This is a genomic window from Brevibacillus sp. JNUCC-41, assembly GCF_014844095.1.
Taxonomy (GTDB): domain Bacteria; phylum Bacillota; class Bacilli; order Bacillales; family DSM-1321; genus Peribacillus; species Peribacillus aracenensis.
This window is the reverse complement of record NZ_CP062163.1, coordinates 1,910,204-1,935,414: the sequence shown is the minus strand read 5'-3', so window position 1 is coordinate 1,935,414 and position 25,211 is coordinate 1,910,204. Positions and strand designations below refer to the sequence as shown.

Sequence of the window (25,211 nt, the reverse complement as noted above, 5' to 3'; positions counted from 1 at the left end):
AACAAAACTTATTATAACAATAATAGTTTTGGTATGTCAATTATTTATTGAAAGTAGAAGGATCAACTTTCACACCAGGGCCCATTGTAGTTGTTACAGAAACGTTTTTCATGTAAGTTCCTTTAGCAGCCGCAGGTTTAACTTTTAATAATGTATCATAGATAGCAGTGAAGTTTTCCACTAGTTTAGCATCTTCGAAAGATACTTTACCGATTGGAGCATGGATGTTACCAGCTTTATCTACGCGGTATTCAACTTTACCAGCTTTGATTTCATTAACAGCTTTCGTTACATCGAAAGTTACTGTGCCAGTTTTAGGGTTAGGCATTAAACCTTTAGGTCCTAATACACGGCCAAGTTTACCAACTTCACCCATCATGTCTGGAGTCGCAACGATTACATCGAATTCGAACCATCCTTGTTGGATTTTGTTGATGTAGTCAGATTCGCCAACGTAGTCAGCACCAGCAGCTTCCGCTTCTTTTGCTTTTTCGCCTTTAGCGAACACTAATACGCGTTGAGTTTTACCAGTACCATTCGGCAGAACAACAGCTCCACGAATTTGTTGGTCAGCTTTCTTAGGGTCTACGCCTAAACGGAAAGCAACTTCAACAGTCGCATCGAATTTTGCGAAGTTTGCTTTTTTAGCAACTTCGATTGCTTCAGTTACAGCATAAGCCTTAGAAACTTCTACAAGCTTAGCTGCTTCAAGATACTTTTTACCTTTTTTCGCCATGATATAAATCCTCCTAAATTGTGGTTTTAACGGAATGACCTCCCACGAATAAAGGTTGCGAGTATCAATCGCAACCCCGTAGAAACAAATAGCAATTACATGGATTAGTCTTCGATGACAATACCCATGCTGCGAGCAGTACCTTCAACCATACGCATTGCAGCTTCAACACTTGCAGCGTTTAGGTCAGGCATTTTAGTTTCAGCAATCTCGCGCACTTGATCACGCTTGACTGTAGCAACTTTATTACGGTTAGGTTCACCAGAACCAGACTCGATACCAGCTACTTTCTTAAGCAATACTGCAGCAGGCGGAGTTTTTGTAATGAATGTAAATGAACGGTCTTCAAATACCGTGATTTCAACAGGAATAATTAGACCAGCTTGATCTGCTGTACGAGCGTTGAACTCCTTACAGAATCCCATGATGTTTACACCAGCTTGACCTAATGCAGGACCGACTGGCGGTGCCGGATTCGCTTTACCAGCAGGAATTTGCAATTTAACCATTTTAATTACTTTTTTAGCCACGAGACACACCTCCTTATAAGTCCGTGATGTGGTAATAGGGTAATACCCTCCCACTCATCTTGAATTCTTTATCTATTAATAAAGAATGCTTGTATCGTTGAGGCCTAAAAATTGAAACATACTGACCTTTGAAATTTTACCACTTTCAAAAGGCAATTTCAAGTTTTTTTCCGTTTATAATTTTTCCACTTGATTAAAATCAAGTTCAACCGGTGTATCACGACCGAACATATTGACTAGGACCCTTACTTTCCCTTTGTCTTTATCAAGTTCTTCAATTGGCCCTGCAAAGGTTGCGAAAGGTCCTTCTTTAACTTGAACCGTGTCGCCGATTTCAAAATCAACTTCGATTTTGCTTTCATCTACGCCCATTCGTTTAAGGACGACTTCAATTTCTTCCGGAAGCAACGCAGTCGGTTTTGACCCAGCTCCCGACGAACCTACGAAACCTGTTACGCCAGGCGTATTCCGGACAACGTACCATGAATCATCCGTCATGATGATTTCAACCAATACATAACCTGGAAACACTTTCTTTTTGGTCACTTTCTTTTTGCCGTCTTTCACTTCTGTTTCTTCTTCTTCTGGAACTACAACGCGAAAGATCTTGTCTTCCATCCCCATAGTTTCAACACGTTTTTCCAAGTTAGCCTTAACCTTGTTCTCATAACCTGAATAGGTGTGAACTACATACCAATTCTTTTCCATGTGTTAGGACTTTAACGTCCTTCCCTCCCTGCAATCAATCATTTTCTTTATAATCTTTATCTTTGAACGTTTTAGCCAAAAAACCATACCGGCGTCATCCTGACTTAACTAGAAAATATTGTGATGATTCATATTACAGCAGTGCTCGATTTCGAGCTTATTCACTTATTAAAAAAGACAAATTAAAAAACCCGTTTCCGGGCTTTTCTGCTGACACATATTATTCTATCACTATTATACCTTATTTTCGAATCTCTTATTCAATAACTAAGCGAATTAATTCGGAAATGCCCAAATCGACCACTGTAAAGAATAAAGCCATAAACAATACAGTCGTTACTACCACAATTGTATATTTGGTAAGCTCCTTGCGTTTCGGCCAGCTTACTTTTCGCATTTCGCGAGCGACTCCGCTGAAAAATTCGGTAAAACGTTTCATGAATGTACCTCCAAGCATTAGAAGCTTCTGTAAATCTATTTATAAAACGGTTATTTCGTTTCTTTATGAATCGAGTGTGAGTTGCACGTACTGCAAAATTTCTTGATTTCCAGTCGTTCGCCGCTTGTCGATTGTTTGCTCTCATAACTATAATTTCTTGTACCGCAATCATTGCATGCAAGAACTATTTTTTTTCGCATTAGATACACCTATCCTATCTACTATATCCATAAAACCTTATCACGGCTGTTTTTTATTGTCAATATCAAAGCGGGTTTCACCCATTATGGACACAATAAATCAAAACTTCGGTTACTTAACATCCATTTAAAATTTTAGTGAATAATAAACTTCCATGTGGAGAAGGGACAGATGAAATTAAGCGGAAAAAGCGGAGGGATTATAAACTGATTTCCCTTACTTCCAGATAGCGCTCGAGCTTTCTTTTCACCCGTTGAAGGGCGTTGTCGATTGACTTAACATGCCGGTTCAACTCTTCCGAAATTTCTTGGTAGGTTTGTCCATCCAGGTAAAGAGCTAACACTTTTCTCTCAAGATCACTCAGGAGCTCGGCCATCTTTAATTCGATATCGTCAAACTCTTCTTGGTTGATGATCAGTTCTTCCGGGTCCAAAACTTTCGTACCGGATATGATATCCATTAGAGTTCGGTCCGATTCCTCATCATAAATGGGCTTGTCCAGGGAAACATAGGAATTGAGCGGAATATGTTTTTGACGTGTTGCTGTTTTGATAGCTGTAATGATCTGCCTCGTAATGCATAGTTCTGCAAATGCTTTAAAAGAAGATAACTTATCCCCTTTAAAATCACGGACGGCTTTATATAAACCAATCATACCTTCTTGCACGATGTCTTCCTTATCGGCACCAATCAAGAAATAAGTCCTTGCCTTCGCTCTTACAAAATTACGATATTTTTGGATCAAATAATCCAGCGCTTCACTGTCTCCAGTGTGCACCAACCCTATCAATTCATCATCCTCAAACTGCAGATACTTTTCGTTCAGCTTCATTCCGAATTTGAGACCCACATTATATCCCCCTGACCTGACTCAGATAGAAATATTATACAGCAGGTAAATTTTACCCGTCAATGGTTCAAATTTTACCCCGGCGCCATTTTTCGAAAATTTCTGCCACTTCTTCACTTAAAGGAATTTTGGCCACGGGTCTTATAGTCGTTGTTTTTCTTACATCTTTCTTAATTTCGCCTTGAATTTCTTCCATTTCAATAAGCAGTTCACGAGCGGATTTCCTTAGGGCCCCTTGGCCAAAGATCACCCACTGTTCCGTGAAGTCAGAGGTAGCCACTTGAATTTGCGTTTTGACATTATTCAGTTCAATGGCCATCTTTTCTATTCTTTCATCCGCAGTTTCATTTTCTTTTGTAAAAATTACGTCAACTTTGTGATTTTTGAATATGCGGGCAATTCCCTGAACATATTGAGCGTCAAATACGACAATTACACGGTATCCGGTAAATGCTTGATATTCTGCCATCATTTCTATCAGCCGATCTCTTGCAGCAGCAAGATCCCGTTCTTTTAATTCTCTCAGTTCCGGCCAAGCTCCAATAATGTTATAACCGTCCACCAACAGAATATTCATTTCATCATTGCCCTAGAGGATTTCTTTTTCTATAAACCTCATACATCAATAAACCGGCCGCTACCGATGCATTTAACGAAGTTACTTGTCCTGCCATAGGGAGACGGATGAGAAAATCACATTTATCCTTCATTAACCGGGCCATGCCTTTTCCTTCGCTGCCGATAACAAGTCCGATAGGCATCTTTCCGTCCATGTTACGGTAATCATCGCTGCCTTTCGCATCGGTACCGACTATCCATACCCCTCGCTCTTTCAACTCTTCCACCGCTCTTGCCAAATTTGTAACGCGAGCTACCGGAATATATTCGATTGCACCCGTCGAAGCTTTTGCCACTGTCGCCGTCAGGCCCACCGCTCTTCTTTTTGGGATGATGATTCCATGAGCCCCGACTGCATCAGCCGTCCTCATGATCGAACCTAAATTATGCGGATCTTCAACTTCATCAAGAATCATGAAAAAAGGTGCTTCGTCCCGATCAGCCGCTCTTGCGAATAAGTCATCCAGCTCCACATATTCATATGCGGCCACTTGCGCGATAACGCCTTGATGGATGCCTTCTGCCATTTGGTCAATTTTTTTCTTTGGTACGATTTGGACGAATACCTTCTTCTCCTTCGCCAGACCGATGAGTGGTTGCATCGAACCTTTTTGCGAGCCCTCGGCTATCCAAATTTTATTAATATCCCGTTCGGAGCGAAGTGCTTCCAATACGGGGTTTCTGCCAATGATATATTCTTCGCTCATGGGTTACTCCCCTTTTCTTCTTCAATGTATTCAATGGATTTTTTGATGAGTTCTTCCATTCTTTCTTTTCGACCGGATAAATACAAAAATCCAATAAGTGCCTCGAAGGCTGTACTGTAGCGATACGTTTGCACATCTGTGTTCTTCGGTACCGTACCGGATTTTGCATTTCGGCCGCGCCGAACGACAGCGGATTCCTCTTCCGATAACCAATCTGACTCCAGGAAAAAGTGGATGATTTTATTTTGCGCTTTAGCAGCTACAAAAGATGTAGCTTTTTTGTGGAGCAGATTGGGCTTGACCGCTCCTTTTTGAATGAGGTGATGCCGTATATACGTTTCGTATACAGCATCACCTATATATGCTAAAGCAAGACTGTTCAGCATTTTTGCATCTACCTTACTATCGTAATGAAGCATTAATTACCCTCTTTTCCATCTTGTACCTTGAGGGGTATCCTCTAATATGATATTCATGTTTTTCAATCGATCACGAATTTCATCAGATAACCCAAAATTGCGGTCTTTCCGCGCTTGAATTCTCTGCTGTATCAAGCCTTCAATTTCTTCATCCAAAAGCCCATCTTCTTCAAGGGACAAACCTAGGACAGAAAATAGGATGCTGAATTTATCAAGGAAAGCATCAATCACTTCCTTGTCGGTGTTTTTCTCCATCAAGTAATAATTTGCCTGTTTGGAAAGTTCAAAGAGCATGGATATTGCATTAGCTGTGTTGAAATCATCGTCCATTTCCTTAATGAATTGTTCATGTAATTCATTCAGCTTCCCTAACCAAACATCATTATTCTCAGTCAATCCGTCACTAACTTGAAGGCGATGCTTTAAGTTTTGATAAGATGTCCTTAAGCGATCGAGGGACGCCTTTACATTTTCAAGCACTTCTTCACTATAATTGATGGGATGACGGTAATGTACAGATAACATAAAGAAGCGTAACACTTGTGGATCGTGCTTCTGGATGATGTCATGCACAAGGACGAAATTGCCTAAGGACTTAGACATTTTTTCATTCTCAATATTTATATACCCGTTATGCATCCAATAATTCGCAAAGGGCTTACCCGTCAATGCTTCAGATTGTGCAATTTCATTTTCATGATGAGGGAAAGCTAGATCTTGACCTCCTGCATGAATATCGATTGTATCGCCCAAATACTTTTTGACCATTGCGGAGCATTCGATATGCCAGCCAGGACGCCCCTTACCCCATGGGCTTTCCCAAGATATTTCATCATCCTTTGCCGTTTTCCAAAGGGCAAAATCAAGGGCATCTTGTTTTTTCTCCCCTATTTCAATACGCGCCCCCACTCTCAGCTCATCGATGGACTGATGTGAAAGTTTTCCATACCCCTCAAACTTACGAGTTCGGTAATACACATCCCCTTCAGATTCATAAGCGAATCCTTTCTCAATTAATGCCGAGATGAATTCAATGATTGCATCCATGTTCTCCATTACGGTTGGGTGAGCATCGGCTTTTTTGCAGCCCAATGCCGACACGTCTTCAAAATAAGCCTTGATGAAACGCTCTGATATGGTTGGGACATCTTCCCCCAATTCTTTTGCCGCACGAATCAGCTTATCATCCACATCCGTAAAGTTCGAAACGAATTGCACATCATATCCACGGTAATCCAAATACCTACGAACGGTATCGAATACGATTGCCGGTCTTGCATTACCAATATGAATGTAATTATAGACAGTGGGTCCGCATACGTACATCTTCACCTTTCCCTCTTCCATCGGGACGAAGGTTTCCTTTTTTCTTGTAGCTGTGTTATATATTTTAATCGCCATATTATAGGCTCCTTTCCTTCTGCTTCTCTTCAGCCATCTTCGCTCTTAAGGCCCTGATTTCACTATCCAATTCCTTAAAGCGATCAGCAATTGGATCAGGAAGATCACAATGATTTAGATCTTTGTTGATTTTGATACCATCTTGAATGACCACTTTACCTGGAATGCCCACCACTGTGGAATTTGGTGGCACTTCCTTTAAAACGACCGATCCTGCACCGATTTTTGAGTTTTCCCCAACAGTGATGGAACCCAGCACTTTTGCTCCTGTGGCAATCAAAACGTTATCCTTTATCGTAGGATGACGTTTTCCCTTTTCCTTTCCTGTCCCCCCAAGGGTTACACCTTGAAAGACAGATACATTGTCGCCAATTTCACAAGTTTCGCCAATGACGATCCCCATTCCATGGTCAATGAAGAAACGACGGCCAATCGTAGCCCCTGGATGAATTTCAATACCGGTAAAAAACCGACTGATCTGAGATATACTTCTTGCCAGGAAAAAGAATTTCTTCTTAAATAGTGCGTGAGCCATCCTATGACTCCAAATCGCATGTAAACCCGCGTACGTCAATATGACTTCCAAATAGCTGCGCGCAGCAGGATCTTGATCAAAAACCACTTCGATATCTTCTTTAAACATCTTTAACAAAATGATTCCCCCCTATGTTGCGTAATTTTCCAACATCCCCTTTGAAGCTTTTAAAGCATATAAAAAAGCGCCTCTGTCCAAATAGACAGAGACGCTTTAAGCGCGGTTCCACTCTGTTTGGAATGTACGAATCAGGTAAAGCTTTTTCCTGTTTTTTCATCCCCAACTTTAATCCCTGTAACGGAGGGCATTCCGCCTGTGCCTACTATAGGTTAGTTCAGCAAAGGACTCAAGGGTGCATTTCAGAAAACGAGAGGCCTGAACCACTTTCAGCAGGTTATGGTTCTCTCTAAAAAGCTTCGTTTACTTACTTCTCCCCATCTACGCGTTCTTTTGTAAGATTATTAAATACTATATTACATTTTTGACAAATTGTTAATATAAAATACTCTGAATACGCTGTTTAATTTTTTCCTTGCCGAGTAATGAAATCGCCTTAGGCAAGTCAGGACCATGTGTTTGACCCGTGACGGCCGCCCTTATCGGCATGAATAATTTTTTCCCTTTATGGCCTGTGCTTTTTTGTACGGCTTTAATCGACTTCTTGATGTCGTCTGCGTTAAATTCTTCAAGGCCATCGATCTCCTGAAGGAAAGCTTTCATGACTTCCGGCACCTGTTCTTCAGCCAGTACTTCCTTGGCATCTTCCTCGAACACGACCTCATCCTTGAAAAACAGTTCAGATAGCTCGACTATTTCCGCTCCATAGCTCATCTGCTCTTGAAAAAGGGAAACTAGTCCATGTACCCACTCTTCTTCTTCAGCGGTCAGTGTCTCTGAAACCTTCCCGGCTTTAATTAAGTGAGGCATTGACAATTCCACTGCACGATTTCCGTCCAGTTGCTTCACATATTGGTTATTCATCCATGTAAGCTTTTGTTTATCAAAAAGCGCAGGTGACTTAGACAGCCGATCAGCATCGAAAAGATTAATAAATTCTTCCTTCGTGAAAATCTCTTCTTCCCCGACCGGAGACCATCCTAGTAATGTAATGAAATTGAATAAAGCTTCAGGTACATAACCAAGCTCTTCATATTGCTCAATGAATTGAATGATGGACTCATCACGTTTACTCAGTTTCTTCCTGCTTTCGTTTACAATCAGCGTCATATGTCCGAATACCGGCGGTTCCCAGCCGAAAGCTTCATAAATCATCAGTTGTTTTGGGGTATTGGAGATATGATCATCACCGCGAAGGACATGGGAAATCTTCATCAAGTGATCATCGACGGCCACTGCAAAGTTGTAGGTTGGAATGCCATCTTTTTTAACGATGACAAAATCACCAAAGCCATCCGCTTCAAACGAAACCTCGTCCTTAACCATATCATTGAAAGTAAGGACCTTCCCTGCTGGAACAGCAAAGCGAATGCTCGGTTTTCTTCCTTGGGCCACTAGTTCCGCTTGCTCTTCTTCAGTTAAATGCTTGCACTTCCCTGAATATTTTGGCGTTTCATTCCGCTCGACCTGTCCTTCACGTTCTGCCTCAAGCTCTTCTTCCGTACAATAGCATTTATATGCCAAACCCTTATCTAAAAGCTCTTGATACAATTCCTGATAAAGGTCGTTCCTTTCGGATTGACGATATGGTCCGAATTCACCGCCAACATCAACACCTTCATCCCAATCCATACCAAGCCATTTCAAATATTTAAGCTGACTTTCCTCTCCGCCCTCAATATTTCTCTTTTGGTCGGTATCTTCAATTCGGATGATGAATTTCCCGCCTTTATTTCGTGCGTATAAATAATTAAATAAAGCAGTCCGTGCATTACCAATATGTAAATGTCCAGTCGGACTCGGTGCATAGCGAACTCGAATATCGCTGCTCATGATATATATAGACCTCCCAGTCGTTCTATTCTATTGTATATATTATCATTTAAATACATTGGGATAAAGGCATCCACTCTAAAAACGAAATTAGTTTGATTTAACCAATAAAACCACAGCCTGTGCCGCGATCCCTTCGCTCCTGCCTGTAAAACCAAGTTTCTCGGTAGTGGTCGCCTTTACATTAATTCTGTCTATCGACGCATCTAAAAGTTCAGCAATCCTGCCGCGCATTTCCTCAATATACGGTGCCATTTTCGGGCTTTGTGCAATGATTGTACAGTCCGCATTGCCTAGGGAATATCCTTCTTTTTTTACGATCGCCCAAATATACTGCAGCAGTTTTGCCGAATCGGCATCTTTAAATTCAGGATCGGTATCCGGAAAATGCTTACCGATATCCCCTGCACCAATTGCCCCCAAACAGGCATCAGCAACTGTATGCAGAAGGACATCCGCATCCGAATGACCTAGCAAGCCTTTCTCATACGGAATCGTAATCCCGCCAATAATCAAAGGTCTCCCCTCCACAAGCTGATGAACGTCATATCCTTGTCCTATTCTAAACATATCATTCTCCCCAATCATCGTTTTCCATGTTGTTTATGTAAAATCGCTTCTGCAAAATAAAGGTCTTCCTGAGTCGTAATTTTAATATTATCATAATTGCCCTCAATAATAACTACCTGTTCATTGATCCGCTCTAGCAAACTTGCATCATCCGTCCCTAAAAATGCTTCAGCTTCAGCCTGTTCATACGCACTTTTCAATATGGATACACGAAAAGCTTGTGGAGTTTGTACCGCCCACAAGCTTGATCGTTCCACTGTTTCCACTACCTTATTGTTTGACGCTTTTTTAATCGTATCCTTAACGGGCACTGCAATTACGGCACCTCCATGAAGGGAGGCGGCAGTAGTCAATTCACTGATTTGCCCAACATTGATAAAAGGGCGGGCACCGTCGTGGACCAGGACGATTTCTTCTCCTGCATGTTGCAGTCCATTATAAACGCTTTGTTGGCGCTCCTTGCCACCCACGACCAGTTTCTTGACCTTTTTAAGCCCATATGCTGCAATCAATTGACTGAAATAATCCTTTTCTGTCGGGTTTATCGAAAGGATGATTCCCCGACAGTCAGGATCTTCTTCGAAGACACGCAGTGTATAAACAATAATCGGGATACCCGATAGTTCAATAAAAAGTTTATTCTTGCCCGCCTTCATTCTTTTGCCTTGTCCAGCTGCAGGTATCACTACTTCATAAAACATAACGGTTTCTCCTACTCTTCTTTATAATGCTTTTTCTAATAGTTTCGGTTTAGCGAATATCATACGGCCTGCCGAAGTTTGCAATACACTTGTGACAAGTACATCGATGCGTTTCCCGATATGGTCACGGCCGCCCTCGACAACGATCATGGTGCCATCATCCAAATAAGCGATGCCCTGATTCTGCTCTTTCCCGTCCTTGATGACCTGAACATTCATCTCTTCCCCAGGAAGAACAACAGGTTTTACGGCATTGGCAAGGTCATTGATATTAAGGACCGCCACATTTTGAAACTCGCATACTTTGTTCAAGTTGAAATCATTGGTAACGACCATTCCGCCCGATATTTTGGCAAGTTTCACTAGTTTACTGTCCACTTCCTGAATGTCTTCAAAATCCCCCTCGTACATCTCCACTTTAATCGGCAGGTCTTTTTGAATGCGATTCAAGATATCCAAACCACGTCTTCCACGATTCCTTTTCAAAGCATCGGATGAATCGGCAATGTGCTGCAGTTCGTTTAAAACGAATTGAGGAATGACTATGGTACCCTCGAGAAAGCCTGTCTGACAAATATCCGCAATTCTGCCATCAATGATGACGCTTGTATCGAGAATCTTCAGCCGCTTGCTATACCCCTCTTCATCGTCTTCGCTCGCTTCACCATCAGTGTTCTTTTTCTTATTGCTTTTCGTGAATAAACTCAATAGCTCATCACGCTTTTTAAAGCCAACTTGAAAACCAAGATAACCAAATAAAAGCGTAAGGATGATGGGAACCACTGTATTAAAAAACGGAAACTTGATGGCACTGAAGGCGGAGCCAACCAAGAACGCCGCAAGCAGTCCCACTAAAAGACCGACGCTGCCAAAGATAATATCCGTAATTGGTATCTTTACAAGCTGTTCCTCCAGCCACTTCATAAAATAGATCACATGATCTACTGCCCAAAAAGTTATAAGATAAAAGATAATGGCACCCAACAGTACACTTACATAAGGATTGTTTATTAAAGCAATATCATCTGCATGTAAAACAATTAATAATTCTGGAATAAGTAACATACCAAGTGTTCCGCCGACTATTAAGAAGCATGCTTGTATAATGCGTTTTAACATCCCTTTCACCTCCTTCTACTCATTATTGACCAATAAAATAAAATGAAACCTTCGAAAATTCGTTTTCATTATATACGTTAAATTCACTTAGGAATTAGTGGATTTACAAATATGATTTCTTCTCTTTTTCGTAATATTAGCCTAGCACCCTGAGTTTTGAGTGTCAAAAATAAACACCAACCAATTTCATGCAAGTTCAGGGGAATTTTAAAAGGCCAGCTGCACCTACATCCTTCTATTTGTGACAAGCTGATTTTTTAAAATCCGGAGTCCTTCTTTGATTTTATTTGCCCGGACTTCGCCTATGCCCTCCACATCGTCAAGGTTTTCAACCGTAGCTTTATTGACTTCACTAAAGCTTCCGAATTGTTTCACTAAATTTTCGATGATCAAACCCGGCAAGCGTGGGATTTTATGAAGAATACGGTAACCACGGGGATGTACTGACTCATCAAGGTGTATGTATCCATTATAGCCCAGCACCTTTAGAAGAATGCTTTCGTCCAGTTTTTCCTGCATGGCCAACTCTTGAAGCCTAAAAATGATTTCCTCGGGATCTTCATCATTACTGGAGGTATAATCCTTGATAAGCCATTTTCCTTCCGTTTCAATATCTGCCAGGATTTCATTCATTTGCAAACGGATCAATCTTCCTTCCGTACCAAGCTCATTAAGGTACGTTAATAGCTCCGCCTTGATCCTGAGCACCATTACATATCGGTGAAATACTTGCAAAAGGTCGGCATAGGTAACGATTTCCTCAAACTCGAGCGCTCCTAAAACCGATATGCTCTGCTGCAGGACCACCTTGTATTTTTCTAAGGTCTGGATGGCTAAATTAGCCTTGGCAAGTATGACTCCAATATCTTTAAGGGCGTATCGAAAATTGCCTTGATATAAAGTGATGACATTCCGACGTTGTGAGATTGCGATGACCAGCGACTTGGTCTCCCTTGCCACACGTTCCGCTGTCCTATGCCGCATTCCCGTTTCAGTGGACGGTGTACTGTTATCCGGTACTAGCTGGGCATTTGCGAAAATGATCTTATCGGCTGTTTCATTTAAAATGATGGCTCCGTCCATTTTTGCCAACTCATATAATGTGCTGGGGGTACAGCTGCAGTTGATTTCGAAGCCGCCATCCACGATCACTCGCACCTTCTCATTATATCCGACCACTATCAAACCACCCGTGTTTGCCCTCAGGACATTTTCAATCCCCTCCCGAAGCGGGGTACCCGGAGCAACAATTTGAAGAATTTCCAGTTTTGTTTTCTCATACCCTTTTTTATCTGTCATACTTAACCCCCTAACGATTGTTTAAGAGCCTCCGAAACCGATGAAACACCAACGATCTTAATACCTTTCGGCGCGGTCCATCCCCCTATATTATTAGCCGGTATGATAACTCGCTCAAACCCTAATTTTGCTGCTTCCTGCACCCTTTGTTCAATTCTTGACACCCTTCTCACCTCACCAGTCAGCCCCACTTCACCAATGATGCAATCAGCAGGGTTTGTTGGTTTATCACGGAAGCTTGAAGCAATGCTTATTGCGACAGCGAGATCAATTGCAGGTTCATCCAGCTTGACACCACCGGCAACCTTTAAATACGCATCTTGGTTTTGGAGCAGCAAGCCCACTCTCTTTTCCAGAACAGCCATTAAAAGCGAAACTCGATTGTGGTCGATTCCCGTGGCCATTCGCCTCGGATTGCCAAAACTCGTAGGAGAAATCAATGCTTGAATTTCAACTAGCACCGGCCTTGTTCCCTCCATGGATGCGACGACTGTGGAACCCGAGGCTCCTTGCGACCGTTCTTCAAGGAATATTTCCGATGGATTCGCGACCTCTTCCAACCCATGTTCTTTCATTTCAAAAATACCCATCTCATTCGTCGAACCAAAGCGATTTTTAACCGCACGTATAATTCGATATGTATGGTGTCTTTCACCTTCAAAATATAATACAGTATCAACCATGTGCTCAAGCAGCCGTGGCCCCGCGATGGCCCCTTCCTTTGTAACGTGTCCGACGATAAAAATCGCGATTCCGTTCGTTTTAGCAATGCGCATGAGTGAGGCTGTGCACTCCCTCACTTGTGAAACGCTTCCCGGGGCGGATGTAACCTCCGAATGATATACCGTTTGAATGGAGTCAATAATGACCAAATCCGGTTTTACATCCGTAATTGCCTGTTGAATATAATCCATATCGGTTTCAGCATAAACGAATAGATTCTCCGACATGGTCCCAAGCCGATCCGCTCTCAATTTAGTCTGCTTGACTGATTCTTCACCTGAAATATAAAGCACTTTTTTCTGTTTATGCGCCAATTGCGATGATACTTGTAAAAGCAGGGTGGACTTACCGATACCAGGGTCTCCTCCGATCAATACAAGTGATCCCTGTACGATCCCGCCCCCAAGAGCACGATTCAATTCCATTAAATCCGTCTTAATCCGGGGTTCTTTTTCTGATTGAATAGTCGTTATCGGAGCTGCCTTCTCCCGTTCCCCGGAACCTCTAACCTCTGAATTGGTAAAGGCGCCTTTTCTAGCAGGTTTAACGATTTCGGTTTCCTCGACCATTTTGTTCCATTCACCGCATCCTGGGCATTTCCCCATCCATTTCGGTGACTCGTATCCACAAGACTGACACATAAATTTTGTTTTCTTCTTTACAGCCATAAATTACTCCTCTTCCTTTGGAAAAAATATCTATATTAAGGATATTATACCTCGGATTTATTTAAACCTTCTTAAGGCTAAGTTTTTTTAAAAAAATATTCATTCTGCTTATCCCATTTATACTCAAATCTACCTATAGATAAAAAACAGAGGTACACTGCAATAGAATCTGCGTGTACCTCGAAGTTTAGGATCAGGTTATTCACTTACATTAACAGGCTCGCCTTGTCGGATTGCAAACTCATTATTCACGACATCCATTACGACCGTTTGCCCTTTTTTCACGTTGCCCTTAAGCAACTCTTCGGATAGATAATCTTCTACATGCTTCTGAAGTGCCCTGCGGATTGGCCGTGCCCCATATTCCGGATCAAAACCTTCCGTAGCAATTTTATCTCTAGCCGCATCTGTCAGCTCCAAGTATATCTCCTGTTCTTTCAAACGGGTAGTAAGCTGATTTGACATTAATGTAACGATTTGTTTCAAATGATCCTTCTCTAATGAGTGGAACACGATAGTTTCATCAATACGATTCAGGAATTCCGGACGGAATGCACGTTTGAGTTCTTCCATCACTTTCCCTTTCATATTTTTATAGTCTTGACCAGTATCCTGGATGTTAAAGCCGACATACTTATCAGTTTTCAAGGCAGACGCCCCTACATTCGATGTCATAATCAGAATGGTGTTCCTGAAATCGACAGTACGCCCCTTGGAATCTGTCAGTCTTCCGTCTTCCAATACTTGAAGAAGAATATTGAAAACATCCGGATGCGCCTTTTCTATTTCATCAAGCAGAACGACGGAGTATGGTTTCCTCCGCACTTTTTCCGTTAACTGACCGCCTTCTTCGTATCCAACATATCCTGGAGGGGATCCAACAAGACGTGAAGTCGAATGTTTCTCCATATATTCGGACATATCGATGCGGATCATGGCATCTTCATCACCAAAAATGGATTCAGCTAAAGCACGGGCCAGCTCTGTTTTACCGACCCCTGTAGGCCCCAAGAAAATGAATGAACCAATTGGACGTTTAGGATCCTTCAATCCTGCCCTTGCACGTCTTACTGCTTTAGAAACCGCAATGACAGCCTCTTCCTGCCCAATTACACGATCATGGAGGATTGACTCCATATTAAGCAGTTTGTCTGACTCTGTTTGCGCCAATTTAGTGACTGGAACTCCCGTCCAACTGGATACGACGTGTGCAATGTCATCCACAGTCACTTCACTGTTCTCCTGCCCTTGTTTTTCTTTCCAAGTTTTTTTCGTTTCTTCCAATTGTTCTCTTAAGCGTTGTTCTGTATCGCGAAGTGAAGCAGCTTTTTCAAATTCCTGACTCTGAACGGAAGCATCTTTTTCCTTACGAACATCATCCAGCTTCACTTCAAGTTCTTTTAAGTTAGGTGGCGTTGTGTATGAACGCAGCCTTACCTTGGAACCAGCTTCATCAATCAAGTCAATCGCTTTATCCGGTAAAAAGCGATCGGAAATATAACGGTCGGATAATTTGACTGCGGCATCAATCGCTTCGTCAGTAATCGATACGCGGTGATGTGCCTCATAACGGTCACGCAGCCCCTTGAGAATTTGGATGGATTCCTCAATAGTCGGCTCATCGACTTGGATTGGCTGGAATCGGCGTTCAAGCGCAGCATCCTTTTCAATATACTTCCGGTACTCATCCAAAGTCGTGGCACCGATACATTGTAATTCGCCTCGCGCCAGTGATGGTTTAAGGATATTGGAGGCATCAATGGCACCTTCTGCACCACCTGCACCGATCAATGTATGCAATTCATCGATGAATAGGATGATATTACCCGCCTGACGTATTTCATCCATAACTTTCTTCAACCGGTCCTCAAATTCACCCCGGTATTTAGTACCGGCCACAACAGTACCCATATCAAGTGTCATTACACGTTTATCACGTAAAATTTCAGGTACCTCATTATTGATGATCTGTTGGGCAAGCCCTTCAGCAATGGCTGTTTTACCAACACCAGGTTCACCGATTAATACTGGGTTATTTTTTGTACGACGGCTCAATACCTCGATGACACGCTGTATTTCCTTACTTCTTCCGATAACGGGATCCAAACTTCCTTCCCTGGCAATCGCCGTTAAATCACGGGCAAGGCCATCCAGTGTCGGCGTGCTTGCATTTGAAGCGGCTGAACCTTGATGACCACCAGATTCATTACTTCCCAGAAGCTGCAATACTTGTTGCCGCGCTTTATTTAAACTTACTCCCAGATTATTCAATACGCGGGCAGCTACACCTTCCCCTTCTCGGATAAGACCTAGAAGTACATGCTCTGTCCCGACATATGAGTGACCTAATTTTCTTGCCTCATCCATGGAAAGCTCAATGACTTTCTTGGCTCTTGGGGTATAATGTATCGTTTGAGCCGTATCCTGTCCACGGCCAATTAAATTTTCCACTTCTTTCTGAATCTTATCCGGACCCAATCCAAGAGCATATAACGCTTTGGCAGCAATACCATCACCTTCTCGGACAAGGCCCAGTAAAATATGTTCCGTGCCAATATTATTATGACCTAAACGGATTGCCTCTTCTTGGGCTAATGCTAATACTTTCTGGGCTCTTTCAGTAAAACGACCAAACATCATAGGGAATTCCTCCTTAAGAATTTTCGTTTTGAATAAGATTGCTGGCAATTCACTAAGTTATGACAGAAGCTTCTTCTTGCTCCATATCTATTACATGAAATGTGATACTCCCTAAAGAGGTCAATGACCTCTATGAGGAGGAAGATTCCGTAAAATTCAAGCGTTCCCGAATGAGTGCTGCTCTACGGATATCCCTTTCATGGGGTCTTAAAGGGCCACCTGCGTACTTTTGTAAAAATCCCGGCTGCGTCAAAATCATCAGCTCATTTAGAATGCTTTTAGAAATATTCTTTATATACCCAAGATCTATCCCTAATCTAACATCGGAGATACAGGTAGCTGCTTCCTTGGTCTCGATGATGCGGGCATTGGACAAAATCCCATATGAACGGAAAATTCTATCTTCTAATTGTATGTGGGAAGTCCTCGCTAATGCATCCCTCGCTGACCGTTCCTGGGCTATGATTTGTTGCACTACACTTGTTAGATCTTCAACGATATCCCTTTCCGACTTTCCAAGAGTAATTTGATTGGAGATTTGAAAAATATTCCCCAAGGCTTGACTGCCCTCTCCATAAATCCCTCGAACCACCAACCCCAATTGGTTGATAGCCGGTATGATATTATTCATCTGCTGTGTAAGGACAAGGCCTGGCAGATGCATCATGACTGAAGCCCTTAACCCTGTTCCCACATTAGTCGGACAACTTGTTAGGTATCCTCTTTCCTCATCATATGCATAGTCTATGGATTCTTCAATCCAATCGTCAAGAACATTTGCAATCTTTAATGTTTCCTTTAGCTGCAGCCCCGACATTAAACATTGAATACGGAGATGATCCTCTTCGTTTATCATGATACTTATTTCTTCATTTTCCGAAAGGAGACATGCGCTTTTCGCTGAATCTTCAACTAAATGGGGACTTATTAAATGCTTTTCAACGAGAACGCGCTTTTCAAGTGGCTGTAATTGGTCGATTTCTAAAAGTTCCAGTTTTCCAATCTCCGGGGTTACTTCTTCTTCGATCCTTTTTTTGACCAATTCAATGATTTTTTTAGCTTCTTCGTTAGAAAAGGAGGTTGGGAAGGTAAAGTCTTTAAAATTCCTGGCCAGCCGAATCCGCGAACTCAATACAATATCGATTTCCGGCCCTTCGGCACTCATCCAGGAACTCAGGGCGTTTTCTACAAACTTTTCCAAGCTCATAATTCCTCGCCTCCCTCTTGCGCTTCATACCTTTTTTCAAGGGAACGAACCTTATCTCTTACCTCTGCCGCTTTCTCAAACTCCTCTTGATCAATGTGGACCTTTAAAACTTCTTTTAAATCCAAAATTTGCTTTCGAAGATATATGCTGCCACCAATCCTTTTTGGAATTTTCCCTATATGTGCTGTATTGCCGCTGTGAACCCTCTTTAAAATGGGATTTAACTGTTCATTGAACGTTTTATAACATTCGGCACAGCCAAACTTACCAATATGGACAAACTCTTTATAAGATCGATGACAATGCGGGCAACGCCTCTCTTCCGTTTTGGGAAATGCATTTGCCTTTGTCTGTTGAATATTCGACTCCATATTCAACAATCCTGCTAATAAATTATTTATTGAAAAACCAGGTCCACCTGCATCCATAAACATTTCACCTTTTTCTTGGGCACATTTCTCACAAATCATGACTTCTGTCTTTTTTCCATTGATGATTTTGGTGAAGTGCAGGGTAGCAGGCCTTTGATGACATTCTTGGCAAATCAACGTTCATCACCTCTGCCAGTTTCATTTATATTTTAAAGTCGTAAGCATCGCAGTTAAAATTCTTGCCCTAAGCTCATCGCGGTCAGGTAGGTCGATATAAATCACCGATCTATCTATGACACTCATCATTATCTTTGCTTCTCTTTCATTAATGACGTCTTCATTCATCAGCCTTGAAATTACTCCTTCAGCCATCGATTGGGTTACCCTTGAACCAATAAGCGATAATAATTGGTTGATAAGTTGCACGGAATCCTGTGATTCGACTTTCATGATGCGTATATAACCGCCGCCACCACGCTTACTCTCCACAACATAACCTCTCTCGATGGTAAACCTGGTATTGATTACGTAATTGATTTGAGAAGGAACACACTGAAATTTATCTGCTATTTCACTTCTTTTAATCTCTAAGATATCTTTTTGACTTATTTCAAGTACTTGCTTCAAATAAGTTTCGATAACATCAGATATGTTTCTCACTCAGCCTCCTCCATTCTGACTTTGACTATATTTGACTATTATTATACAAGGAATAATGCATTTTGCAACTTAAACGCACTTTCTTTTTCTGTATTATCCATTTTCTCCAAATTATATGTAGTTACATACCCCATTGAACATTAAAATTGAAATATCTTACATAAATACCCTAAAAAGATAAATACAAAACCTGATATTTTCTTCTCTCTTAAGGTTTCACCACTTTTAAATTAGGCCCAATTCAAATAAGGCCAGCCCTATGCTGGCCCTGAAAATAAAAAACCTTTTTTTTAATCACGAACAACAAAAAAAGACCAGCCGGATGGCTGATCTTTTTAAATGGCTTGGCGGCGTCCTACTCTCACAGGGGGAAACCCCCAACTACCATCGGCGCTGAAGAGCTTAACTGCCGTGTTCGGAATGGGAACGGGTGTGACCTCTTCGCTATCGCCACCAAACATAAAAGGAACGTTGTTCCTTCAAAACTAGATAATAAGAAGGTATTTCATTTTTTAAAAAGCGTTGGTTAAGTCCTCGATCTATTAGTATCAGTCAGCTCCACATGTCGCCACGCTTCCACCTCTGACCTATCAACCTGATCATCTTTCAGGGATCTTACTAGCTTGCGCCATGGGAAATCTCATCTTGAGGGGGGCTTCATGCTTAGATGCTTTCAGCACTTATCCCGTCCGCACGTAGCTACCCAGCTATGCCTTTGGCAAGACAACTGGTACACCAGCGGTGCGTCCATCCCGGTCCTCTCGTACTAAGGACAGCTCCTCTCAAATTTCCTGCGCCCGCGACGGATAGGGACCGAACTGTCTCACGACGTTCTGAACCCAGCTCGCGTACCGCTTTAATGGGCGAACAGCCCAACCCTTGGGACCGACTACAGCCCCAGGATGCGATGAGCCGACATCGAGGTGCCAAACCTCCCCGTCGATGTGGACTCTTGGGGGAGATAAGCCTGTTATCCCCGGGGTAGCTTTTATCCGTTGAGCGATGGCCCTTCCATGCGGAACCACCGGATCACTAAGCCCGACTTTCGTCCCTGCTCGACTTGTAGGTCTCGCAGTCAAGCTCCCTTGTGCCTTTACACTCTACGAATGATTTCCAACCATTCTGAGGGAACCTTTGGGCGCCTCCGTTACTCTTTAGGAGGCGACCGCCCCAGTCAAACTGCCCACCTGACACTGTCTCCCACCCCGATAAGGGGCGCGGGTTAGAATTTCAATACAGCCAGGGTAGTATCCCACCAACGCCTCCACCGAAGCTAGCGCTCCGGCTTCTCAGGCTCCTACCTATCCTGTACAAGCTGTACCAAAATTCAATATCAGGCTGCAGTAAAGCTCCACGGGGTCTTTCCGTCCTGTCGCGGGTAACCTGCATCTTCACAGGTACTATAATTTCACCGAGTCTCTCGTTGAGACAGTGCCCAGATCGTTACACCTTTCGTGCGGGTCGGAACTTACCCGACAAGGAATTTCGCTACCTTAGGACCGTTATAGTTACGGCCGCCGTTTACTGGGGCTTCGGTTCAAAGCTTCGCTTGCGCTAACCTCTCCCCTTAACCTTCCAGCACCGGGCAGGTGTCAGCCCCTATACTTCGCCTTGCGGCTTCGCAGAGACCTGTGTTTTTGCTAAACAGTCGCCTGGGCCTATTCACTGCGGCTTTTCTGGGCTATTCACCCTAAAAAGCACCCCTTCTCCCGAAGTTACGGGGTCATTTTGCCGAGTTCCTTAACGAGAGTTCTCTCGCACACCTTAGGATTCTCTCCTCGCCTACCTGTGTCGGTTTGCGGTACGGGCACCTTACATCTCACTAGAGGCTTTTCTTGGCAGCGTGGAATCAGGAACTTCGGTACTATATTTCCCTCGCCATCACAGCTCCGCCTTAATGGAAACGGGATTTGCCTCGTTTCCGGCCTAACTGCTTGGACGCGCATATCCAACAGCGCGCTTACCCTATCCTTCTGCGTCCCCCCATCGTTCAAACGATGTATAGGTGGTACAGGAATATCAACCTGTTGTCCATCGCCTACGCCTTTCGGCCTCGGCTTAGGTCCCGACTAACCCTGAGCGGACGAGCCTTCCTCAGGAAACCTTAGGCATTCGGTGGAAGGGATTCTCACCCTTCTTTCGCTACTCATACCGGCATTCTCACTTCTAAGCGCTCCACCAGTCCTTCCGGTCTGACTTCAACGCCCTTAGAACGCTCTCCTACCACTGACACCCAATGGTGTCAATCCACAGCTTCGGTGATACGTTTAGCCCCGGTACATTTTCGGCGCGGAGTCACTCGACCAGTGAGCTATTACGCACTCTTTAAATGGTGGCTGCTTCTAAGCCAACATCCTGGTTGTCTAAGCAACTCCACATCCTTTTCCACTTAACGTATACTTTGGGACCTTAGCTGGTGGTCTGGGCTGTTTCCCTTTCGACTACGGATCTTATCACTCGCAGTCTGACTCCCAAGAATAAGTATTTGGCATTCGGAGTTTGACTGAATTCGGTAACCCGTTGGGGGCCCCTAGTCCAATCAGTGCTCTACCTCCAATACTCTCATCTTGAGGCTAGCCCTAAAGCTATTTCGGAGAGAACCAGCTATCTCCAGGTTCGATTGGAATTTCTCCGCTACCCACACCTCATCCCCGCACTTTTCAACGTGCGTGGGTTCGGGCCTCCATTCAGTGTTACCTGAACTTCACCCTGGACATGGGTAGATCACCTGGTTTCGGGTCTACGACCTCATACTCATTCGCCCTATTCAGACTCGCTTTCGCTGCGGCTCCGTCTCATCAACTTAACCTCGCATGAAATCGTAACTCGCCGGTTCATTCTACAAAAGGCACGCCATTACCCATTAACGGGCTTTGACTACTTGTAGGCACACGGTTTCAGGATCTATTTCACTCCCCTTCCGGGGTGCTTTTCACCTTTCCCTCACGGTACTGGTTCACTATCGGTCACTAGGGAGTATTTAGCCTTGGGAGATGGTCCTCCCTGCTTCCGACGGGATTTCTCGTGTCCCGCCGTACTCAGGATCCACTCAGGAGGGAACGAAGTTTCAACTACAGGGTTTTTACCTTCTTCGACGGACCTTTCCAGGTCGCTTCATTTACCCCGTTCCTTTGTAACTCCATGTTGAGTGTCCTACAACCCCAAGAGGCAAGCCTCTTGGTTTGGGCTAATTCCGTTTCGCTCGCCGCTACTCAGGAAATCGCGTTTGCTTTCTCTTCCTCCGGGTACTTAGATGTTTCAGTTCCCCGGGTCTGCCTTCAGTACCCTATGTATTCAGGTAAAGATACTGTTCCATTACGAACAGTGGGTTTCCCCATTCGGAAATCTCCGGATCAAAGCTTACTTACAGCTCCCCGAAGCATATCGGTGTTAGTCCCGTCCTTCATCGGCTCCTAGTGCCAAGGCATCCACCGTGCGCCCTTTCTAACTTAACCGTTAAAAAAGATCTTACAGATGCTTTGAAAAAAATTAATTGCCTTCTATCTATTATCTAGTTTTCAAAGAACAATGCAGAAAGAATGACATCACATCGTGATGCTTGTCTTTCCTATTTGAATGAATTACTCATTCAAAACTGAACAAAACAAAAGCGCTCTCGTAATTATCCTTAGAAAGGAGGTGATCCAGCCGCACCTTCCGATACGGCTACCTTGTTACGACTTCACCCCAATCATCTGTCCCACCTTAGGCGGCTGGCTCCATAAAGGTTACCTCACCGACTTCGGGTGTTACAAACTCTCGTGGTGTGACGGGCGGTGTGTACAAGGCCCGGGAACGTATTCACCGCGGCATGCTGATCCGCGATTACTAGCGATTCCGGCTTCATGCAGGCGAGTTGCAGCCTGCAATCCGAACTGAGAATGGCTTTATGGGATTCGCTTACCTTCGCAGGTTTGCAGCCCTTTGTACCATCCATTGTAGCACGTGTGTAGCCCAGGTCATAAGGGGCATGATGATTTGACGTCATCCCCACCTTCCTCCGGTTTGTCACCGGCAGTCACCTTAGAGTGCCCAACTGAATGCTGGCAACTAAGATCAAGGGTTGCGCTCGTTGCGGGACTTAACCCAACATCTCACGACACGAGCTGACGACAACCATGCACCACCTGTCACTCTGTCCCCGAAGGGGAAAGCCCTATCTCTAGGGTTGTCAGAGGATGTCAAGACCTGGTAAGGTTCTTCGCGTTGCTTCGAATTAAACCACATGCTCCACCGCTTGTGCGGGCCCCCGTCAATTCCTTTGAGTTTCAGCCTTGCGGCCGTACTCCCCAGGCGGAGTGCTTAATGCGTTAGCTGCAGCACTAAAGGGCGGAAACCCTCTAACACTTAGCACTCATCGTTTACGGCGTGGACTACCAGGGTATCTAATCCTGTTTGCTCCCCACGCTTTCGCGCCTCAGTGTCAGTTACAGACCAGAAAGTCGCCTTCGCCACTGGTGTTCCTCCAAATCTCTACGCATTTCACCGCTACACTTGGAATTCCACTTTCCTCTTCTGCACTCAAGTCCCCCAGTTTCCAATGACCCTCCACGGTTGAGCCGTGGGCTTTCACATCAGACTTAAGGAACCACCTGCGCGCGCTTTACGCCCAATAATTCCGGACAACGCTTGCCACCTACGTATTACCGCGGCTGCTGGCACGTAGTTAGCCGTGGCTTTCTGGTTAGGTACCGTCAAGGTACCAGCAGTTACTCTGGTACTTGTTCTTCCCTAACAACAGAACTTTACGACCCGAAGGCCTTCTTCGTTCACGCGGCGTTGCTCCGTCAGACTTTCGTCCATTGCGGAAGATTCCCTACTGCTGCCTCCCGTAGGAGTCTGGGCCGTGTCTCAGTCCCAGTGTGGCCGATCACCCTCTCAGGTCGGCTACGCATCGTCGCCTTGGTGAGCCATTACCTCACCAACTAGCTAATGCGCCGCGGGCCCATCTATAAGTGACAGCGTAAACCGTCTTTCCATCTTCTCTCATGCGAGAAAAGAACGTATCCGGTATTAGCTCCGGTTTCCCGAAGTTATCCCAGTCTTATAGGCAGGTTGCCCACGTGTTACTCACCCGTCCGCCGCTAATCTCAGGGAGCAAGCTCCCGTCGATTCGCTCGACTTGCATGTATTAGGCACGCCGCCAGCGTTCGTCCTGAGCCAGGATCAAACTCTCCGAAGAAATGTTTGACTTGCTCATTTGCTTTTTTAATAGTGTGTGCTCACTTAAAATTTAACGTTGGCGCTTTGTTTTGTTCAGTTTTCAAAGAGCAATTTGACTCTTCTTAAAGAATCAACTTTCTTATCATATCAAAGCCAAATGGGCTTGTCAAGTTTTTTTGGTGGAGCCTAGCGGGATCGAACCGCTGACCTCCTGCGTGCAAGGCAGGCGCTCTCCCAGCTGAGCTAAGGCCCCAAAAAAAATCATGGTCGGGAAGACAGGATTCGAACCTGCGACCCCTTGGTCCCAAACCAAGTGCTCTACCAAGCTGAGCTACTTCCCGAAAAAAATATGGTGCGCCCGGCGGGAGTCGAACCTACAACCTTCTGATTCGTAGTCAGATGCTCTATCCAATTGAGCTACGGGCGCATATTAAGATGAAGATGGTGCCGAGGACCGGAATCGAACCGGTACGGTAGTCACCTACCGCAGGATTTTAAGTCCTGTGCGTCTGCCAGTTCCGCCACCCCGGCATAAATAAATAGTGGAGCGGAAGACGGGATTCGAACCCGCGACCCCAACCTTGGCAAGGTTGTATTCTACCACTGAACTACTTCCGCGAACATGCGGGTGAAGGGACTTGAACCCCCACGCCTTGCGGCGCCAGATCCTAAGTCTGGTGCGTCTGCCAATTCCGCCACACCCGCATAATAAAATGGTGAGCCATGAAGGATTCGAACCTTCGACCCTCTGATTAAAAGTCAGATGCTCTACCAACTGAGCTAATGGCTCATATAAACTATTTATATATGCTATATCAAGCTTGTATGAAAATGGTGCCGGCAAGAGGACTTGAACCCCCAACCTACTGATTACAAGTCAGTTGCTCTACCAGTTGAGCTACACCGGCAAGTGTAAAAATGGTGGAGGATGACGGGATCGAACCGCCGACCCTCTGCTTGTAAGGCAGATGCTCTCCCAGCTGAGCTAATCCTCCA

21 protein-coding genes, 9 tRNA genes, 3 rRNA genes and 1 other annotated feature are annotated in these 25,211 nt (G+C 44.1%); all 33 genes read right to left on the bottom strand.

The features are described 5' to 3' along the window. Positions 1–40 precede the first annotated feature (40 nt). Positions 41–736, bottom strand: coding sequence for a 50S ribosomal protein L1 (gene rplA / locus JNUCC41_RS09605; protein WP_192207437.1), 696 nt, complete (start codon positions 734–736; stop codon positions 41–43). A 104-nt stretch (positions 737–840) separates the two neighbouring features. Then, positions 841–1,266 (bottom strand): 50S ribosomal protein L11, encoded by a 426-nt coding sequence (gene rplK, locus JNUCC41_RS09600; RefSeq protein WP_034305057.1) that lies wholly within the window; start codon positions 1,264–1,266, stop codon positions 841–843. A gap of 174 nt (positions 1,267–1,440) precedes the next feature. Further along, positions 1,441–1,974, bottom strand: a complete 534-nt coding sequence (nusG, locus tag JNUCC41_RS09595; protein WP_048677866.1) for a transcription termination/antitermination protein NusG — start codon at positions 1,972–1,974, stop codon at positions 1,441–1,443. Between the two features lie 256 nt (positions 1,975–2,230). Next, entirely contained in the window at positions 2,231–2,413 is a 183-nt protein-coding gene (secE, locus tag JNUCC41_RS09590; protein ID WP_076372883.1) for a preprotein translocase subunit SecE, read from the bottom strand. Between the two features lie 50 nt (positions 2,414–2,463). Then, positions 2,464–2,613, bottom strand: a complete 150-nt coding sequence (rpmG, locus tag JNUCC41_RS09585; protein ID WP_192207436.1) for a 50S ribosomal protein L33 — start codon at positions 2,611–2,613, stop codon at positions 2,464–2,466. 200 nt (positions 2,614–2,813) lie between these two features. Further along, positions 2,814–3,446, bottom strand: coding sequence for an RNA polymerase sporulation sigma factor SigH (gene sigH, locus JNUCC41_RS09580; protein ID WP_094246690.1), 633 nt, complete (start codon positions 3,444–3,446; stop codon positions 2,814–2,816). Between the two features lie 85 nt (positions 3,447–3,531). Next, on the bottom strand, positions 3,532–4,041 hold the full coding sequence (locus JNUCC41_RS09575; RefSeq protein ID WP_034305067.1) for an NYN domain-containing protein: 510 nt from the start codon (positions 4,039–4,041) through the stop codon (positions 3,532–3,534). Between the two features lie 4 nt (positions 4,042–4,045). After that, a complete protein-coding gene (gene rlmB, locus JNUCC41_RS09570) occupies positions 4,046–4,789 on the bottom strand; it encodes a 23S rRNA (guanosine(2251)-2'-O)-methyltransferase RlmB (protein WP_192207435.1) in 744 nt (247 codons plus the stop codon). Beyond that, positions 4,786–5,208: a Mini-ribonuclease 3 gene (locus JNUCC41_RS09565; protein ID WP_192207434.1), complete on the bottom strand. Its 423-nt coding sequence runs from the start codon at positions 5,206–5,208 to the stop codon at positions 4,786–4,788. Before JNUCC41_RS09565 ends, rlmB begins: the two co-directional genes overlap by 4 nt. 3 nt (positions 5,209–5,211) lie before the next feature. After that, positions 5,212–6,609, bottom strand: a complete 1,398-nt coding sequence (cysS, locus tag JNUCC41_RS09560) for a cysteine--tRNA ligase (protein WP_192207433.1) — start codon at positions 6,607–6,609, stop codon at positions 5,212–5,214. A gap of 1 nt (position 6,610) precedes the next feature. After that, positions 6,611–7,261: a serine O-acetyltransferase gene (cysE, locus tag JNUCC41_RS09555; protein ID WP_228467588.1), complete on the bottom strand. Its 651-nt coding sequence runs from the start codon at positions 7,259–7,261 to the stop codon at positions 6,611–6,613. A gap of 84 nt (positions 7,262–7,345) precedes the next feature. Next, positions 7,346–7,594, bottom strand: a binding site (T-box leader). A gap of 42 nt (positions 7,595–7,636) precedes the next feature. After that, a complete protein-coding gene (gltX, locus tag JNUCC41_RS09550) occupies positions 7,637–9,094 on the bottom strand; it encodes a glutamate--tRNA ligase (protein ID WP_192207432.1) in 1,458 nt (485 codons plus the stop codon). Positions 9,095–9,184: 90 nt separating this feature from the next. After that, complete coding sequence (gene ispF, locus JNUCC41_RS09545) at positions 9,185–9,664, bottom strand: 2-C-methyl-D-erythritol 2,4-cyclodiphosphate synthase (protein ID WP_134784433.1); 480 nt, start codon at positions 9,662–9,664, stop codon at positions 9,185–9,187. 14 nt (positions 9,665–9,678) lie between these two features. Next, positions 9,679–10,365 (bottom strand): 2-C-methyl-D-erythritol 4-phosphate cytidylyltransferase, encoded by a 687-nt coding sequence (gene ispD / locus JNUCC41_RS09540; protein WP_192207431.1) that lies wholly within the window; start codon positions 10,363–10,365, stop codon positions 9,679–9,681. Positions 10,366–10,386: 21 nt separating this feature from the next. Beyond that, the gene (locus JNUCC41_RS09535; RefSeq protein ID WP_192207430.1) at positions 10,387–11,484 is read right to left on the bottom strand and encodes a PIN/TRAM domain-containing protein; all 1,098 of its coding nucleotides are present in this window, start codon (positions 11,482–11,484) and stop codon (positions 10,387–10,389) included. Positions 11,485–11,709: 225 nt separating this feature from the next. Beyond that, a complete protein-coding gene (gene disA, locus JNUCC41_RS09530; RefSeq protein WP_192207429.1) occupies positions 11,710–12,783 on the bottom strand; it encodes a DNA integrity scanning diadenylate cyclase DisA in 1,074 nt (357 codons plus the stop codon). Between the two features lie 2 nt (positions 12,784–12,785). Beyond that, the gene (gene radA / locus JNUCC41_RS09525) at positions 12,786–14,174 is read right to left on the bottom strand and encodes a DNA repair protein RadA (RefSeq protein WP_076372905.1); all 1,389 of its coding nucleotides are present in this window, start codon (positions 14,172–14,174) and stop codon (positions 12,786–12,788) included. Positions 14,175–14,372: 198 nt separating this feature from the next. Next, positions 14,373–16,814, bottom strand: coding sequence for an ATP-dependent protease ATP-binding subunit ClpC (gene clpC / locus JNUCC41_RS09520; RefSeq protein WP_192207428.1), 2,442 nt, complete (start codon positions 16,812–16,814; stop codon positions 14,373–14,375). A 130-nt stretch (positions 16,815–16,944) separates the two neighbouring features. Continuing rightward, complete coding sequence (locus tag JNUCC41_RS09515) at positions 16,945–18,021, bottom strand: protein-arginine kinase McsB (RefSeq protein ID WP_192207427.1); 1,077 nt, start codon at positions 18,019–18,021, stop codon at positions 16,945–16,947. Next, positions 18,018–18,569: a protein-arginine kinase activator protein McsA gene (locus JNUCC41_RS09510; protein WP_192207426.1), complete on the bottom strand. Its 552-nt coding sequence runs from the start codon at positions 18,567–18,569 to the stop codon at positions 18,018–18,020. Before JNUCC41_RS09510 ends, JNUCC41_RS09515 begins: the two co-directional genes overlap by 4 nt. A gap of 21 nt (positions 18,570–18,590) precedes the next feature. Next, on the bottom strand, positions 18,591–19,052 hold the full coding sequence (locus JNUCC41_RS09505) for a CtsR family transcriptional regulator (protein WP_048677843.1): 462 nt from the start codon (positions 19,050–19,052) through the stop codon (positions 18,591–18,593). 342 nt (positions 19,053–19,394) lie between these two features. Beyond that, a 5S ribosomal RNA gene (rrf, locus tag JNUCC41_RS09500) occupies positions 19,395–19,510 on the bottom strand. Between the two features lie 64 nt (positions 19,511–19,574). Beyond that, positions 19,575–22,507: ribosomal RNA gene (locus tag JNUCC41_RS09495) — 23S ribosomal RNA — on the bottom strand. A gap of 177 nt (positions 22,508–22,684) precedes the next feature. After that, positions 22,685–24,234: ribosomal RNA gene (locus tag JNUCC41_RS09490) — 16S ribosomal RNA — on the bottom strand. Together the 16S, 23S and 5S rRNA genes with 9 tRNA genes alongside form the textbook arrangement of a ribosomal RNA operon. Before the next feature lie 158 nt (positions 24,235–24,392). Next, a tRNA-Ala gene (locus tag JNUCC41_RS09485) sits at positions 24,393–24,468 on the bottom strand. A gap of 11 nt (positions 24,469–24,479) precedes the next feature. Further along, positions 24,480–24,556: transfer RNA gene (locus JNUCC41_RS09480), tRNA-Pro, on the bottom strand. Between the two features lie 9 nt (positions 24,557–24,565). After that, a tRNA-Arg gene (locus JNUCC41_RS09475) sits at positions 24,566–24,642 on the bottom strand. Between the two features lie 15 nt (positions 24,643–24,657). Continuing rightward, positions 24,658–24,746, bottom strand: a tRNA-Leu gene (locus JNUCC41_RS09470). A gap of 12 nt (positions 24,747–24,758) precedes the next feature. Further along, positions 24,759–24,833 (bottom strand) — tRNA-Gly (locus JNUCC41_RS09465). 5 nt (positions 24,834–24,838) lie between these two features. Next, a tRNA-Leu gene (locus tag JNUCC41_RS09460) sits at positions 24,839–24,920 on the bottom strand. Positions 24,921–24,929: 9 nt separating this feature from the next. After that, positions 24,930–25,005 (bottom strand) — tRNA-Lys (locus JNUCC41_RS09455). 42 nt (positions 25,006–25,047) lie between these two features. Then, positions 25,048–25,123, bottom strand: a tRNA-Thr gene (locus tag JNUCC41_RS09450). An 11-nt stretch (positions 25,124–25,134) separates the two neighbouring features. After that, positions 25,135–25,210 (bottom strand) — tRNA-Val (locus tag JNUCC41_RS09445). Between the last annotated feature and the right edge of the window lies 1 nt (position 25,211).

Bases quoted from the DNA above. Each gene is read 5' to 3' on its own strand.
- rplA (WP_192207437.1), bottom strand. From the start codon at position 736: ATGGCGAAAAAAGGTAAAAAGTATCTTGAAGCAGCTAAGCTTGTAGAA.
- nusG (WP_048677866.1), bottom strand. From the start codon at position 1,974: ATGGAAAAGAATTGGTATGTAGTTCACACCTATTCAGGTTATGAGAAC.
- secE (WP_076372883.1), bottom strand. From the start codon at position 2,413: ATGAAACGTTTTACCGAATTTTTCAGCGGAGTCGCTCGCGAAATGCGA.
- rpmG (WP_192207436.1), bottom strand. From the start codon at position 2,613: ATGCGAAAAAAAATAGTTCTTGCATGCAATGATTGCGGTACAAGAAAT.
- sigH (WP_094246690.1), bottom strand. From the start codon at position 3,446: ATGAAGCTGAACGAAAAGTATCTGCAGTTTGAGGATGATGAATTGATA.
- JNUCC41_RS09575 (WP_034305067.1), bottom strand. From the start codon at position 4,041: ATGAATATTCTGTTGGTGGACGGTTATAACATTATTGGAGCTTGGCCG.
- rlmB (WP_192207435.1), bottom strand. From the start codon at position 4,789: ATGAGCGAAGAATATATCATTGGCAGAAACCCCGTATTGGAAGCACTT.
- JNUCC41_RS09565 (WP_192207434.1), bottom strand. From the start codon at position 5,208: ATGCTTCATTACGATAGTAAGGTAGATGCAAAAATGCTGAACAGTCTT.
- cysS (WP_192207433.1), bottom strand. From the start codon at position 6,609: ATGGCGATTAAAATATATAACACAGCTACAAGAAAAAAGGAAACCTTC.
- gltX (WP_192207432.1), bottom strand. From the start codon at position 9,094: ATGAGCAGCGATATTCGAGTTCGCTATGCACCGAGTCCGACTGGACAT.
- ispF (WP_134784433.1), bottom strand. From the start codon at position 9,664: ATGTTTAGAATAGGACAAGGATATGACGTTCATCAGCTTGTGGAGGGG.
- ispD (WP_192207431.1), bottom strand. From the start codon at position 10,365: ATGTTTTATGAAGTAGTGATACCTGCAGCTGGACAAGGCAAAAGAATG.
- JNUCC41_RS09535 (WP_192207430.1), bottom strand. From the start codon at position 11,484: ATGTTAAAACGCATTATACAAGCATGCTTCTTAATAGTCGGCGGAACA.
- disA (WP_192207429.1), bottom strand. From the start codon at position 12,783: ATGACAGATAAAAAAGGGTATGAGAAAACAAAACTGGAAATTCTTCAA.
- radA (WP_076372905.1), bottom strand. From the start codon at position 14,174: ATGGCTGTAAAGAAGAAAACAAAATTTATGTGTCAGTCTTGTGGATAC.
- clpC (WP_192207428.1), bottom strand. From the start codon at position 16,814: ATGATGTTTGGTCGTTTTACTGAAAGAGCCCAGAAAGTATTAGCATTA.
- JNUCC41_RS09515 (WP_192207427.1), bottom strand. From the start codon at position 18,021: ATGAGCTTGGAAAAGTTTGTAGAAAACGCCCTGAGTTCCTGGATGAGT.